Origin of the sequence: Vibrio sp. 10N.286.48.C11, assembly GCF_041469805.1 — a bacterium.
GTDB lineage: Bacteria > Pseudomonadota > Gammaproteobacteria > Enterobacterales > Vibrionaceae > Vibrio > Vibrio crassostreae_C.
Map to the genome: position 1 here is coordinate 53,187 of NZ_JBFRLK010000003.1, position 13,629 is coordinate 66,815.

At 45.4% G+C, this 13,629-nt stretch carries 13 protein-coding genes and 2 pseudogenes; 9 read left to right on the forward strand and 6 right to left on the reverse strand.

Annotated features, from left to right (window positions below; translation table 11 throughout):
• Positions 1-235 precede the first annotated feature (235 nt).
• Entirely contained in the window at positions 236-412 is a 177-nt protein-coding gene (locus AB4209_RS01135; RefSeq protein ID WP_017061524.1) for a hypothetical protein, read from the reverse strand.
• Between the two features lie 525 nt (positions 413-937).
• Between AB4209_RS01135 and AB4209_RS01140 the strand changes: the two genes are divergently transcribed.
• From AB4209_RS01140 to AB4209_RS01155, 4 genes are all read left to right on the forward strand, one after another.
• Positions 938-1,675 (forward strand): nucleoside recognition domain-containing protein, encoded by a 738-nt coding sequence (locus tag AB4209_RS01140; protein ID WP_017061525.1) that lies wholly within the window; start codon positions 938-940, stop codon positions 1,673-1,675.
• Entirely contained in the window at positions 1,675-2,142 is a 468-nt protein-coding gene (locus tag AB4209_RS01145) for a YjiG family protein (RefSeq protein WP_102393339.1), read from the forward strand. Before AB4209_RS01140 ends, AB4209_RS01145 begins: the two co-directional genes overlap by 1 nt.
• A 626-nt stretch (positions 2,143-2,768) precedes the next feature.
• The gene (locus tag AB4209_RS01150; RefSeq protein ID WP_017061526.1) at positions 2,769-3,155 is read left to right on the forward strand and encodes an MAPEG family protein; all 387 of its coding nucleotides are present in this window, start codon (positions 2,769-2,771) and stop codon (positions 3,153-3,155) included.
• A gap of 8 nt (positions 3,156-3,163) precedes the next feature.
• Complete coding sequence (locus AB4209_RS01155; RefSeq protein WP_017067247.1) at positions 3,164-3,688, forward strand: hypothetical protein; 525 nt, start codon at positions 3,164-3,166, stop codon at positions 3,686-3,688.
• Positions 3,689-3,729: 41 nt separating this feature from the next.
• On the opposite strand, the gene AB4209_RS01160 is transcribed toward AB4209_RS01155, so the two are convergent.
• A complete protein-coding gene (locus AB4209_RS01160) occupies positions 3,730-4,365 on the reverse strand; it encodes an START domain-containing protein (protein ID WP_372054526.1) in 636 nt (211 codons plus the stop codon).
• A gap of 49 nt (positions 4,366-4,414) precedes the next feature.
• Here AB4209_RS01160 and AB4209_RS01165 point away from each other — a divergent pair, with 49 nt between their 5' ends.
• On the forward strand, positions 4,415-4,537 hold the full coding sequence (locus AB4209_RS01165; RefSeq protein ID WP_017061529.1) for a hypothetical protein: 123 nt from the start codon (positions 4,415-4,417) through the stop codon (positions 4,535-4,537).
• Here the strand turns inward: AB4209_RS01165 and AB4209_RS01170 are convergent.
• Positions 4,534-5,024, reverse strand: a pseudogene (locus tag AB4209_RS01170) (YHS domain-containing (seleno)protein). The gene AB4209_RS01165 and the pseudogene AB4209_RS01170 overlap by 4 nt on opposite strands.
• A gap of 110 nt (positions 5,025-5,134) precedes the next feature.
• Between AB4209_RS01170 and AB4209_RS01175 the strand changes: the two are divergent.
• Together AB4209_RS01175 and AB4209_RS01180 are read left to right on the forward strand one after the other, a co-directional pair.
• Positions 5,135-5,589: pseudogene (locus AB4209_RS01175) on the forward strand (helix-turn-helix domain-containing protein).
• 232 nt (positions 5,590-5,821) lie between these two features.
• On the forward strand, positions 5,822-6,700 hold the full coding sequence (locus AB4209_RS01180) for a 6-pyruvoyl tetrahydropterin synthase family protein (RefSeq protein ID WP_372054528.1): 879 nt from the start codon (positions 5,822-5,824) through the stop codon (positions 6,698-6,700).
• A gap of 125 nt (positions 6,701-6,825) precedes the next feature.
• Here the strand turns inward: AB4209_RS01180 and AB4209_RS01185 are convergent, their stop codons facing one another.
• Together AB4209_RS01185 and AB4209_RS01190 are read right to left on the reverse strand one after the other, a co-directional pair.
• Positions 6,826-7,866: an acyltransferase gene (locus AB4209_RS01185; protein WP_372054530.1), complete on the reverse strand. Its 1,041-nt coding sequence runs from the start codon at positions 7,864-7,866 to the stop codon at positions 6,826-6,828.
• Positions 7,867-7,988: 122 nt separating this feature from the next.
• The gene (locus AB4209_RS01190; protein ID WP_102321390.1) at positions 7,989-8,945 is read right to left on the reverse strand and encodes an AEC family transporter; all 957 of its coding nucleotides are present in this window, start codon (positions 8,943-8,945) and stop codon (positions 7,989-7,991) included.
• A gap of 176 nt (positions 8,946-9,121) precedes the next feature.
• Between AB4209_RS01190 and AB4209_RS01195 the strand changes: the two genes are divergently transcribed.
• Both AB4209_RS01195 and AB4209_RS01200 read left to right on the forward strand, forming a co-directional pair.
• Positions 9,122-9,715, forward strand: coding sequence for a TetR/AcrR family transcriptional regulator (locus tag AB4209_RS01195; RefSeq protein WP_029235279.1), 594 nt, complete (start codon positions 9,122-9,124; stop codon positions 9,713-9,715).
• Positions 9,716-9,907: 192 nt separating this feature from the next.
• The gene (locus tag AB4209_RS01200; protein WP_017065066.1) at positions 9,908-10,756 is read left to right on the forward strand and encodes an alpha/beta hydrolase; all 849 of its coding nucleotides are present in this window, start codon (positions 9,908-9,910) and stop codon (positions 10,754-10,756) included.
• A 148-nt stretch (positions 10,757-10,904) separates the two neighbouring features.
• On the opposite strand, the gene AB4209_RS01205 is transcribed toward AB4209_RS01200, so the two are convergent.
• A complete protein-coding gene (locus AB4209_RS01205) occupies positions 10,905-13,439 on the reverse strand; it encodes a glycosyl hydrolase family 18 protein (protein WP_372054532.1) in 2,535 nt (844 codons plus the stop codon).
• Positions 13,440-13,629: the final 190 nt, after the last annotated feature.

The following is a 13,629-nucleotide window of genomic DNA, read 5'->3' on the forward strand; positions in this document are numbered from 1 at the left end:
GACCTAAATAACCATGTGCAGTGTGATAGATATCTTAATAATTCAATAGATTATAATGAAAGGAATAGACTGTGATGTGAACGAAATACGGTCTTACATACTCAAAATTACTGTCTTCCACACTTAAGTTAAAGACTAAAGACTAAAGACTAAAGACTAAAGACTAAAGACTAAAGACCAAAGAAAAAGCCCTACCGGACTCAGTGCCGATAGAGCTTATTCGAAATTGCCAACATTATGCAGCATTGAGATCAAACGTCAGTGTTTGTTCTGCTGCACATACTTCAACAGGCCAGCCATAGGATTGGTATTCAAGCGCAAGTTTGTCCGCTACTACGCGAGATACTGTTGCAGTGATCCACATGCCTTTGCCCATTACTTGATATTTAAGCGTTCTCATTTCCATAGTCATCACCGTTCTCCTTCTATATTGGCTGCGCGAAGTCTATAGCACCTCTGAGGGCTGAAATTTCGAATTAAGCTCAAATTCTTTATAAAATGGCTCACTGTTTGCGCTTGGCTCAAAACTCAATCAACTAAGGGAAAACGGTTGCGTTCTGGAAGCAAAATCACTTTTTAAGTCTCTGTATTATAATCGAATTAAAATTGACCAGAAAAACAATGTAAGAGATCTCTTACAGCATTATCAGAGATCGCACTAGGTAAAAACTTCTCACTAGAAGCCAGACTTGTGTGGCGATTGTGTGCGTTTTTGGTTGCGCTGTTGAAGCAAGATTTTTTAGTTTTGTATGTGAAATATTCTAATTTATTTAGCGTATGGTCCTGCTTTTAAATCCAAATCACAGTTTTATATGTTGCTGTGCTTCTTTTATTTAAACCGATACGCTATTTGATTTTGGTCATTAACCTTTCGCTCATTAGTTTGCACTATCTATATGTGTTCTGTTCCACATAAACGAGATGTATAGAGGTCCTTATGACTAATCCAACCAAAACCGATCGTAAAGTCACGATCGGCAGCTATATCGCACTCGCGTTCGCGATGGTGTTCTTTTCAGGCTTAATGCAGTCCAATGAATGGTATGGAGTGTTCGATTTTACAACGCTCAACGGTTCATTCGGTAAGGTCGCTTACGATGTGAGTGAAACGGCCGATGGTATTCAAGCGGCAACGACGTCACTGCGTGGTAAAGGCGGTAGTGGTGCTCGCGACGGTTTCATTTTTGCTTTGACACTTATTCCGACCGTGATGTTTGCACTGGGTATGATCAACGTACTTGAGCACTACGGTGCACTGGATGCGGCTCGTAAACTACTGACACCTCTGCTTCGCCCTCTGATGGGTATTCCGGGTAACTCAGGCTTGGCACTGATCGCTTCTTTGCAAAGTACCGATGCTGGCGCAGCGATGACACGTCAGCTGAAAGACGAAGGACATCTGACTAAGCGTGAAACCGATGTGTTCACCATGTTCCAGTTTACGGCGGGTGCGGCGATCGTTAACTTTTTCTCTTCAGGTGCGGTGCTGTTCACTCTAACCGCGATGGACGGCTCTTTAGCGGTGACATCGTCAATTGGTTTGGCTGTCGCTGTGATGTTTATCTTTAAGTTTGTCGGCGCGAATCTGTTCCGTATTTACCTCAACATTACTGAAGGCAAAGAAGACAAACCAAAATCAGACAAAGAACAAAAACTGGAAGAGGAAGTAGCATAATGAGCGAAGTTAAAGCAAAGAAACCAATGGTTACTGATATTTTCGTTGAAGGTGCTAAGAAAGGCTGGGTTATTGCGACTACCTCTACGGTACCGAATGTTCTGATGGCGTTTGTGATCATCAAGGCATTGCAGATAACGGGTGCGCTGGATTTGATGGGCAGTGTATTTGCTCCAATTATGGCGGTATTTGGTTTACCTGGCGAAGCGGCAGCGGTATTGATCGGTGCGTGGATGTCGATGGGTGGCGCGGTGGGCGTGGTTATCACGCTGTTTGACCAAGGTATTCTGAACGGCAACCATATAGCTATCTTGGCGCCAGCTATCTACTTGATGGGCTCTCAGGTGCAATACATGGGCCGTATTATGGGACCAATTGGTACTGAAGGTCGCTACATCCCGGTGATGATCGCGATTTCGGTATTGAATGCGTTAGGTGCAATGTTCTTGATGAACATTATTTTGTAACGTGACTTTGAACGGTTAGCTGCGAACAGCTTTCAGACGTTACAAAAAAGGAAACCCCGTTTGGCTTTCACCAAACGGGGTCTATTCTTTTCGTAGCCATCCTGCTACTGCGCGTTACTTATCTTTCAATAGGTAACTGGTGCTCCCTGCATCGTTCCTTGACGTGGCTAAATCCTTTAACCTATCCAATTCATCGCCGTCCTAGCGGTGTCCTTGCAAACTCATCATCCTGATAAGCGACTCTATCCTAGAGCATAACTTCCTTGCTGATAACTCATCCTAAGCCATCAAATCTTCATCCTGAAGATACCTAATCCGTTAGGCTTTTTCCTGTTCCTGCCAACTCCCTGTCGACATGTGTATTAAACACTGCAGAGGCTTTGCTCACAATCCACCCTAAGAAATAAATGTACCCACTGATCGAAAGAAATATGCGTGGATTCATACAAAACAAGGGCTTGGGTTTGTATTTTAGGAATTTTCTGCGAAGCTTGATTGTGATCTCTTACGTTCGGTGTGAGAGATCTCTTACAAGTACTCGGGTGCGATTTTCATTTTATCTCGGCGGGTGTTGTCGAACAGATAACAAAGAACACTGAGTAAACACAAAATAATAGGGAAATATGATGGTTACAGCACTTTACGCAGCCTTGCTGACGATCGTAATGATTTGGTTAGCAATAGAGGTGATCAAGCAAAGGCGAATCAATCTTGTTGCTCATGCTGATGGCGGTGTCGAGTCGTTACAGATAGCACGTTCGGCACAAAGTAATGCTATGGATTACATCCCAATCACCGTTATTTTGATGGGATTGTTAGAGATGAATGGCGCCGGTGTGTGGCTGATTCATGTCATTGGTGTGGCGTTTATTCTGGGGCGTGTGATTCATGCGAAAGGGATCTTAGCGAAGAACTTCAAAGGTCGAAAAGTGGGTATGGTGTTAACGCTTATCTGCATGATCTCTTTGATTGTCCTAAACTTAGCTTACCTACCTTTTGATAAAATGTTCTAGGGAGCATTATGGCGTTGCGTCTTCCTCCTGCTTGGGCGATTGTCCTCGCAGGCTTGATACTCAACATCATGGCGATTGTCATGTCGAGCTTGGTGCTCGATAAAATTGAAGCTGAGAAAGCGGAGTACAACGATCGCAAATACGGCAATGTGTACTCAATACAGCTTGCTTGGAATACGATTGAAACCCTAGAGCGCAAGCGTGAAGCGATTTTGATTCACCTTGATAAACTAGAAACGGTGCAGCCGACCACGGTTCTCGACGAAGCACTGCGTGGGCAACTTAGGCGTTGGGTGAGTAGCGAAGTGCCAAGTATCTCTTTGGCTCACTTACCGAAACTGATGATGCTGATAAACAGTGCACAAGAAGCACAACGAACTCGAATCGATGATTACTATTTGGATAACCTGACCTTGGTTGAGTTAATCCAAAGGCTTGATGAGAAAATGGCTTTCTATAAGAACATCGCCCTGTTTCTTCAAGTATTTGGCTTGGCGCTTATCTTAGCTCGCGACCTCGCTAGAAGACCTTAATCTTAACCTTAATGCCTCCATTTACTTATCGACTTGTATCGTTAGCGAGACTCATTTGGCAGGTTAGGGTGCTGTTGGCCTTGGTACTTTGGTAACTGTTCTTTTAGCCCCTTAAACGTGCTCAGTGCACTGCCTATCGATAACTTGTTCATCAACCAATTTGGTAAGATGCCCCCTGCGTTCGCATACGCGGTGTAGGTGATGTAGGTATTGCCATTAGTCAGCGGTTGCAGTGTCCAAAGTGCGTCCACATCGTAGATTCGAATGTACCCCGACTCTTTCGCCAAATAGTTCGACGCATCCTTTATCGACAAAACAAACTGCCCACCCTCGATGCTGTATTTTGAGTAGGTCACCATGTCTCGATCTCTGGCAGGCCACGGTGCTTTGAATTGGGTATAGACGATGTTTTCATCTTCAGATATCTGCATCAACACACGGCTTTGCGATACATTATCTATCCAGTTTGGCACGTTCTCACTGTCTTCCAATAACAGTAAAAAACCGGAGTAAGTGGTGGACGTTTGCATCTGTGCTCGTATTTCGACCAAGCCTTCGCTGTGTGGCCTTTTATCAATCATGATGCCATCTTCACTTTTGACGAACTGCCATGGGTTGGCATAAGTCAGTGTCGATAGGGCGCAGAGGCCGAGTGCCAAAATCCTAGGTAATGTCATTATTCTTCCATAAAAAGAAAAGCTTATCTGCTAGGAGTATAGAATAGAAATGGACTTAGTAGGTGTTGCCAATCGCTTTGGGTTGGCCTCTTTGGGGAAAATCCCAATGAAAACGGAAGCGTTCGGTCGCTTCCGTTTTATTCTTGGGCAATGGATAAGCGCTGTAGGCTAGAGCTTATAGGCTTCTACGGTTTTGATGGTTGTCCAGTTGCTGTTGGCGTCTTGGATGAACTCTTGTGTATTCTCCAGCCAGCGTTTCTGAACCGATTTGTCTAAGTTCAGATACAACTTTCCATCTTCCATCTTCCATCTTCCACCTTCCAAGCGAGAGGGTCGGTTTCAAACTTCTTACCCATGGCTACTCCAAACGCGCAGTAACCGCCATATTGAGGGGCATAGGCTTCTGGATTGGCTCGAAATTCATCTCTGTTTTTACTGCTCGCAAAGTTATAGATCGCATTCTTATAGGTCGCTGTGAACTCAGATGTGCCTTTTACTGGACCTTTATTGGCAAAGTAAGCGACAGGATCATAGCCTTTAATTGCGAGGTTATTGCTGTCGACACTCATATCAAGGTCTGCTGCCATTAACGAAAAGCTGGTGCCTAGTAACGCGGCCATTAGAGTGATTTTTTGACTGGTCGATTTCATGTGTGACATATCAAGTTCCTTGTCAGTGTTGGTTATCTTGTTTGAAATAATTTAGCCCACTCGTCCGGTCTATAGAGGGACAAAAGAACTAAAAACTAAGCGAATCGTTCGGAGGATGCATGGATCTGCTTTCACAACTAATGGAACACTTCTCGATACGCACTGGCGTTTTCTATTCTGGAAACCTGTGTGGAGTATCGTCATTTAACGCGCAACAAGGTAAAGAGGGCCACCTTCATGTATTGAGCGCGGGGGAGTTGAGCTTGTCTAGCGCTCACACGGAACACAGGCATTTGTCGCAGCCTTGCATTGTTTATTTGCCGAAATGGCGTCACTGGCCGCGATGTCTCGTACTCAGTTTATTGAAGCGTTCAAACGGGAAGTGGGTGAAACGCCGGGAGATTATGTGCAAAAGTGGCGAGTCTCTGTTGCTCAATCTCTGTTATTGCAAAATAAGCCGATCAATTGGGTCGCTGATGAAGTGGGTTACAATAGCTATTCAGGATTCTCACGTGCTTTTCAACATGTTGCCGGAGTGTCGCCGCGCCTTTGGCTAAAGCAAAATGCGTCGTGAAACGGCAGGCAATCCCCACCCGATTTATGGCTATTCGTATCTGGCTGGTCTATGTTTTAGCGGAAATTGTATGTAGTTTGTTCTTTTATCGGAAGAGGGTGTAAAAAGGTGGACTTTATAAGCTCGTTGTAACATCCTGCCCGTCCTATTTTATCTAGACACCAATGAGACGAAGTGCCTGCTGAACATTATTCAGCCTCCCGTATCTCATTAAAGTATTAAGGAGTTCAACTTGAACCTATTTGTAAGAGACCTTACCGTTATCGATTCTTCATACATCTGTGAACACAGAGGGGTCGTAGGAGATAGTTGGATTTTAGATGTCACCATGTCTGGTGAACTTAATGAAATGAGCATGGTGCTGGATTTTAGCAAGGTCAAAAAGCAGATCAAACAGCTTGTCGATGAGCATGTTGATCATCGTTTGCTGCTGCCAATGCAGAGCGCTGCAATTGTTCTTCAAGCGAGCAAAGCGGGCTACTCTAAGGTTGATGTGTTGCGTGGTGACAAGAGTCTTCATCTACATTGCCCTGATGAAGCATATTGCCTCATTGATGCAGAAGCGATCACCATCGAGAGTGTGACCGCACACGTTTACAATATTCTTCGCGATAACCTACCAAGTAACGTCACAGGGTTAGAGATCACCCTACGTCATGAGAACATTAATGGCGCGTTCTACCACTACACCCATGGTTTAAAAAAGCATGATGGCAACTGCCAACGCATCGCGCATGGTCACCGTTCTCCAGTAGAAATCGTGGTCGATGGTCAGCGTGACGGGCAACGTGAACAAGCATTTGCTCAGCGTTGGGAAGACATTTATTTAGGTTCTAAAGAAGACCAAGTTTCAGTTTCATCACTTAACCTGAGTGAACATGCGAACAGTGTGAATGATGAAAGTCACTATGGCTTCCGCTACACCGCGCCACAAGGCGAATTTGAGCTAGCGATTGCTAAGAGTGAGACGGAAATTTTGCCGACCGATACCACGGTGGAATTACTTGCTGGCTATATTGCGGATCAAGTTGAACCGAGCCTAGCAGAGAACCAATCACTACAAATCGTCGCTTATGAAGGTGTTGGTAAGGGCGCAATGGCGTTCCGATAACACTTCAACGAGTGACACAGTCTCATTACTGACATGATGAAATAAAGGCAAGATAATCCGTTATCTTGCCTTTATTTTTTGTGACTCTTTAAAACTGATTTAGCTGATGATGTTAGGCACAAACACTAACGAAGCAGCACACGTCGCAGTGGTGTTTTTTCGATTCCAACAACCAACCCGAAGCTCAACAATACGGTGCCAAAAAATACCGTAACGTCTTTTGTCAATTCCGTAATGCCTAAGACTCCACAGACATTGAACAGCACGATAATGATCAGCAAATGGCTGACGTAGATACCTAGCATGCGATTTGAAATGGCGCGAACCCAAGCGTAGTTACCCATGTTTGGATTTGCTAAAAGCCACATGAACACGCCCATCCCCCATAGCGCCGTGCCAAACAAGAAATCATTCATGTTGAATCCGACGTCGAACGTGGTGAGCCATGATGCCTCAGCAAAATGAATCAACATGCCTAACGCTAATAACCCCAACGCTTTAGTTGATGACACCTTCCATTGATTCTGACGAATAAGGAAACCTAAGGTCACCATTAACGTGCTAAAGAACGGGCCATTACGCGTGAAGAAAGGTGCTTCTAACCCGGTTAGCGTTGCGTAGCTGCCCGCTAAAACACCATAAACGTAAAGTACAATGGCCGCTGGTAATAGCAGTTTGTCGAGTTTCATTTCGACTATCAAAGCAATGATCAAAACTGCACATACGAGAGCGGGAATAAACCATAAATGAACCAATCCACCCTCTAAGAAAGAGTTAAGTGGCGTGTTCATTAAGAAACCCCAATAGCCTTGGCGCTCACCTAGGTAACCAAACTCTTCTACCTTCGCGAGGTTGAATGGCATCACTAAGCAAATGATGCTCCATGCTAACCAAACCTTAAGCAGTGGTTTAGAGTAATTAATGACGGTTTGCCACGGGGAGGCAGTCAGCTTGGGCTGAATAAGATAACCGGAAATTAGGAAAAACAGAGGTACCGCAAAACGAGCGGTTTGGTTGAGTACATAACCGATCCAAGGCACTTCATCTATTTGCCAATAAGTGAGTGCCACTTGGCCATGTAAGCCAATGATCGCCAAGATAGCAATCACTCGACCCAACTCAATACTGGCGATGTGTTGTGAAGGCGTATGTTGAACGGAAGACATATCAGATCTCTAAGAAAATTTTCGTAGAATCTAACAGCCTTTTTATTGAATCAGTTAGCGCTAAATCAAGGGTTGCGACCTTTGTTTTAAGGCTTGTATTGATTATTTGAAGCCTGTCGCAGCTATATTAAATCCATTGCAGTAAGTACAAAAATACCGAGAGTACAAGTGATAAGAGAAACAACAGTAGTAAGCGCGATGATGTTAGCCGCCAGTGTTGAGTTTCCTCCCATCGCACGAGCCATAACGTAGCTTGCCGCTGCTGTTGGTGCTGCGCTCATCAAGAAGATAAGCCCGAGATCGAGCCCTTCAAATCCTAAGTACCCAGCCGCCAATGTAATCAGTAACGGTGAGGCAATTAACTTGTAGCTAGAGGCGAACCACGTCGATAACTTTTCTTGTTTGAGCGAGCTGATGTCCAGCGACCCACCGGTACACAGCAGTGCCAAAGGTAACGTCATGTTGGCAAAGTACTGACCAGCATCAGTGACCATTTTTGGGATAGGAATCGAAAGCGCATAGAAGACGACCGCTAAGAAAATAGCGATGATCAATGGGTTCTTGGTAATCGACTTAGCGATCACTTTAATCGCTTTCGCACCAGTGTCTTCGCCTTTGGGTGTCAGTGCAATCACGGCTTGAATGTTATACAACACGGTTAGAGATGCGACATAGATAGCCGCCAATGCCACGCCTTGGTTGCCATAGATATTAGCCACATAGGCGAGGCCGATGATCGCGGTATTGGCGCGGAATCCACCTTGGACAATCACACCTTGATCTTTCGAACCTTTAAATACTAATTTGGTTGAGAAAATCGTGAACAAGAAAAAGACAAAGTTAGCGATGACGCCAAACGCAACTAACGCGCTACTGGCTGAAAAGTTGTGATTCGATTGAACAATACTCAGAAATAGCATCGCGGGCAGGGTGACTTGAAATACCACCTTAGATGCGACATCAATGAAATTGTCATTGATTAAGCCGATTCGCTTGAGCATCACACCAAGAAACAGCATTAAACAGATAGGGCCTGTTACCGACGCCGAAAACGAAAACTGTTCCCAAAGTGTGTTCATTCTCTTTCCCTAGTTATTAAACTCAATAATCGGTTAACTCAAATTCCTTTGAATACTGTCGCATTTTTCCACAGTTCTTTGATAAGACAAAATGAATACCTAGGGTTAAGTAAAAAATCTTGAAAAAAAGAACGAACGTGCTAAAAATAATGTATCAGATTTATTATTGGTGAATAATGAGTAAGGGAAAGATAACCAAAGAGTATATTTTGAGCCATGCATTCGCGCTTGCAAGTGAGAATGGGCTTGAGAGTTTGACGATTGGCGAGTTAGCCAAGCAGTGTGGCATGTCTAAGAGTGGCTTGTTTGCACACTTCAACTCTAAAGAAAACCTGCAACTCTCTGTACTCGAGTATTCCAACGCCATATTCACCGAAAGAGTCATCATTCCCGCAAGAGAGCTGGGAGATGGTGATATTGAAGCGAAATTGAAACAGCTGCTCGACAATTGGTTGGGCTGGAACCATTCATTCCAAGGCAGTTGCATGTTTATTGATGCATGGAAAGATGCGGGCAGTGAAAGGTCTGTGATTCAGAAAGCACTGCAGAAAACCATTTCAGTGTGGATTGACTACTTGACGATTCAGGTAGCAAAAGCGGTTGAGAGCAAACAGTTCAGAGCCGATTTAGACCCGAAACAGGCAACCTTCGAGTTATACGGTCTTTATTTGAGTGCGAACTTGTTCTACTCGTTACGAGGCCAACAAGCGAGCCACACCCATTTTTGGAGTGGCGTCGAGCGCTTGGTAGCCAGTTGGAGAGCGGTTTAATACATACAGCAGGTTAACTCGCAAATCATGTGACTTTGCTTAACTAAGGTTTGCAAAAGATTTTAACAGAAGTGGCGGCAAGCAATCATAAACAGCGCTATCGTCATTTTTTATACTAACAAATAGCACGGTCGTTCGATTTTCAGGGCCGAGCTCGATCCGCCAATGATGATGGCGATACAAGGACCGGTCATGAGTGACAAAATCTACTTTAATACATCGAACAAATTCAGCTTCAAGCGCAGCTTAATTGGCGCAACAACCAACCTGCATTACATCCTAGCGCCGAGTCATGCGAAGAAAACCGCACGTAAGTTGCTGCTCACTCCAATGCGTACTGAGCAGAAAAATGCTGATCCCCAAGGGCTTATCAAGAGTGAAATCAAAGGTCGTGATGGCGTTTTAAAAACCTATTCTTTGGGTACGGGGCCTGTTTGGGTGCTGACTCATGGTTGGTCTGGCACCGCGAGTCAGTTTTTCCCTCTGATGGAACATATCGCCGCTAAAGGTTTTACGGCTCTGGCTTATGATCACCCTGCTCATGGTGGCAGTGATGGTGTACATGGTCATATTCCTGCGTTTGTGAACGGCCTTGAAGCGATTCTCGATTCGGTGGGTGAGGTAGCAGGTTTGGTCGGTCACAGTATGGGCACGGCTTCTGCGTTGGAATGTAAGCACGTTAAATTGGAAAACAAGCCATTATTGCTGATTGCACCTGTACTGGATTATCTAGAAAACCTATTTGGCAGCGTTGCGCGTTCTGGCTACTCAATGAAACTGTTTGAAGCGGTAGTCGGAGAAGTAGAAGAGCAGTTTAACTATCCAATTCAGTCTGTTGATCCCTATGGAAAGCTAGCGCTTCGTGAGTCTCAAACGATCATCGTTCATGATGAGCAAGACAAGTTTACTAAGTTTGATGTGTCTCAGCGTGCTGCTAATGAAATGGGTCGCGTTACTTTAATTGCGACTCAAGGACAGGGCCACGGGCGAGTAATGAAGTGCCCACAAGTGTTCGAGAGCTTTGATAACTTAATTGGCTAAGCACAACGAGCGCAAGTCAGTAGGACGCCAGTAAAAAGATCGTAAGCTCAAAGCTAAGAAAACAAACATTAAAAAGGCCAACCAGACATTATCTGGTTGGCCTTGCTTTTAGGTGCTTAGTTGGTGTTTAGCTCAACCCTATTTTTAGTTAACAGCTTGCAGGACCAATCTCTTTCCACACGCCCCATTGGCCTGTCGTTGTTGGATCTTCACCGGTTGTCCACCATTTCGCTTCCCAAATCTTACCGCCTTGAGTCACTTGGTCGCCACCAGTGTAAACCGCGCCTGAATCCCAAGCGTTAGTACACGTACCGCCGCCTGTGGTTTTCTTTAGAACTTTCACTGAAGTAGCCGCAACCGATGTATCAGTGCCATCGCTGACCGTTACAGAGAAGTTCAGCGTTGTATCTTGCGTGTATTCCGCCGCGACAAAGCTCACTGAAGCACCTTGAACCGTTGCATCGATACCAGCAGGTACATCCCACGTGAAGGTCAATGTGTCTTGGTCTGAATCGCTTGAAGCCGAAGCATCAACCACGACTACATCACCTGCATTCACTTCAGCCGGAGCCGTAACCACAGCAACTGGTGCTGTATTGACTGGGCCTGTGTCTTTAGGAGTTACCGTTACAACAACGGTGTCAGTTGCAGTAGCGCCTTCGTTATCAGTTACCGTTAGGCTGAACGTGAGTGCTTCTTGTTGCGCGACTTCAACCACATCGAAGCTTACAACAGCCGCATTCGCGTTCGCCAGCGTTACTGCCGTGCCGCTTACTTGTGACCAAGCATAGCTCGCGATTGTACCGTCGCTGTCTTTTGAAGCGCTGCCATCTAGAGAAACAGAGGCTGGGCCTTCAACTGATTGGTCTGCGCCTGCAGCTGCCGTTGGTTTACGGTTTACAGGATCTGTTGTACCGCCAGCAAGGCCTTCATGCATTGCATTCAGGATGTCGCCGTTGTCTGCATCAATTTCCCAAGAGAATAGACCCGCAAGGCCAAGGCTACGAACGTACGCGCCTTTTGCTTTTACTGAGCGGTCATCATCAAATGTGATGAGCTGGCCTGAAGTACGGTTCCAAACGTAAGGCGCTTCTGCCATTTCGTCGTAGCCATATTCGAAGCCGTTGATGCCTTGGTTATTCGCGCCAAGCATGTTTTCTTTAATGCCTTTGTAATCAATAACGCCATCTTCCCATACGCCTTGCGCAGAGCTACCTTTCAGTTTGCCGTTACCAACGCCTGTCATAGGGTCGCTCGGATCGGTGAGTGATGATGGTAATACGCCTTCCCAGCCACGACCGTACATCGCTGTACCAACCACAAGTTTGTTCGCTGGAACGCCTTGTTCAAGTAGCAATTGGATGCCGTTGTCTGTGGTGTAAGCTGGGCCTGTGTACTGTTCGCCATTTTCATCAAGGCCTGTGCCATCACATTGACCAGGACGCATGAAGTTACCGCAGTTTAGTGCTGTTTGGTGACCTAACACGTTGTTCCAACCGCCGTAGAAGTCGTAAGTCATTGCGAAGATGTAATCCATGTATTGGATAGCATCGCCGTAGTTCACGTCTTCAATCTTATCGTGACCAACACCGATCGCAGAAGTGAGCTCGTAAGTACGACCGTTTTCCGCTTCTAGCTCATCTAGCATCACGCGAAGTTCTGCCATCAGTGCAATGTAAGCTGGGCCGTCATTTACAGGATCACCAAGGTCTGGAGCAGCACCGCCACCACCAGGGAATTCCCAATCGATATCCACACCGTCGTAGAATTTCCATGTGTTAAGGAATTTCTTAACAGACGCTACAAAGGTGTCACGGTTGGCTTTAGTTGTGAAATCAAAGAACGGGTCAGACAGCGTCCAGCCACCAATCGATGGGATGATCTTCAAATCAGGATTACGCTGTTTGAGCGCCATCATCATTGCGTAGTTACCCTTGATCGGTGAGCTGTATTCGTGTCCCGCTTGAGGGAAGCTTTTCTGGAAAGCCGCCCAAGGGTCATGAATCACCACTTCGTAATCGTTAACACCCTGACAAGCTGTCATGAGGGCGTTGTAGCTGTTTCCACCTACCGATTTTACTGATTCGTTAGGACCACAAATTGGGATGAAGCCGTAAAGGATGTGGGTCAAGTTATCAGCAGGTAGGTTATCTACCGTGTAGTCACGACCATAAATACCCCACTCAACAAAGTAAGTACCGACTACCGTGTTTGGATCTGTGTTGTATGACTTGTTGTTTGGATCCACATTCATCGCAAGTGGCGCTAAGTGTGCGCCATCTGTATCGGCAATCGTGATTTTAGCGGGTGCGCTTTTGCTACAACCTGTTTCGTCACACGCTTCTATTTCCATTTCGAATAAGCCGCCTTGGCCATATTCGAATGAAGCCGTGGTTTGGCTGCCAGTGATTGGGCCAGTGGCTACTTTAACGCCATCAAAGTAGATGTTGTACGTGTTTCCTGACGTTCCGCTCCATTGGTTGAACTTAACGTCGACCTTCGCTTGGTCGTGATATTTCACCATCTGGTTGTAGCCAGAGGTGGTTTCCATCGCGAGTTCAATTTTAGAAAATTGCAGGTTGTTGGAACCGTACATGTCGATGCTAGGTGCTGTTGGAGCAGCTAATGCTGTACTAGATAGCGCTAGAGCAATGCTTGCAGCACAGGTATTTATACGAATCATACTATTTCTCTCATTCCTTGAAGATTACGAGAACCCAATGGCCCCATAAACGGCTCCAATCAGTTTTGAAGGAGCTTCCCAGTCAGTATTCGAGAGAGTTTTAATTTCATAACTGAAAATAAATCCGTTTTCGATGGACAACTAAAAAATTGTATCTTGTTACAATTCTGTTGCTTAATGAATGAGAGGC

What these genes read in the sequence shown, in the direction of transcription:
- AB4209_RS01135 (WP_017061524.1), bottom strand. Translation starts at nt 412, where the DNA reads ATGACTATGGAAATGAGAACGCTTAAATATCAAGTAATGGGCAAAGGC.
- AB4209_RS01140 (WP_017061525.1), top strand. Translation starts at nt 938, where the DNA reads ATGACTAATCCAACCAAAACCGATCGTAAAGTCACGATCGGCAGCTAT.
- AB4209_RS01145 (WP_102393339.1), top strand. Translation starts at nt 1,675, where the DNA reads ATGAGCGAAGTTAAAGCAAAGAAACCAATGGTTACTGATATTTTCGTT.
- AB4209_RS01150 (WP_017061526.1), top strand. Translation starts at nt 2,769, where the DNA reads ATGGTTACAGCACTTTACGCAGCCTTGCTGACGATCGTAATGATTTGG.
- AB4209_RS01155 (WP_017067247.1), top strand. Translation starts at nt 3,164, where the DNA reads ATGGCGTTGCGTCTTCCTCCTGCTTGGGCGATTGTCCTCGCAGGCTTG.
- AB4209_RS01160 (WP_372054526.1), bottom strand. Translation starts at nt 4,365, where the DNA reads ATGACATTACCTAGGATTTTGGCACTCGGCCTCTGCGCCCTATCGACA.
- AB4209_RS01165 (WP_017061529.1), top strand. Translation starts at nt 4,415, where the DNA reads ATGGACTTAGTAGGTGTTGCCAATCGCTTTGGGTTGGCCTCTTTGGGG.
- AB4209_RS01185 (WP_372054530.1), bottom strand. Translation starts at nt 7,866, where the DNA reads ATGTCTTCCGTTCAACATACGCCTTCACAACACATCGCCAGTATTGAG.
- AB4209_RS01190 (WP_102321390.1), bottom strand. Translation starts at nt 8,945, where the DNA reads ATGAACACACTTTGGGAACAGTTTTCGTTTTCGGCGTCGGTAACAGGC.
- AB4209_RS01195 (WP_029235279.1), top strand. Translation starts at nt 9,122, where the DNA reads ATGAGTAAGGGAAAGATAACCAAAGAGTATATTTTGAGCCATGCATTC.
- AB4209_RS01200 (WP_017065066.1), top strand. Translation starts at nt 9,908, where the DNA reads ATGAGTGACAAAATCTACTTTAATACATCGAACAAATTCAGCTTCAAG.
- AB4209_RS01205 (WP_372054532.1), bottom strand. Translation starts at nt 13,439, where the DNA reads ATGATTCGTATAAATACCTGTGCTGCAAGCATTGCTCTAGCGCTATCT.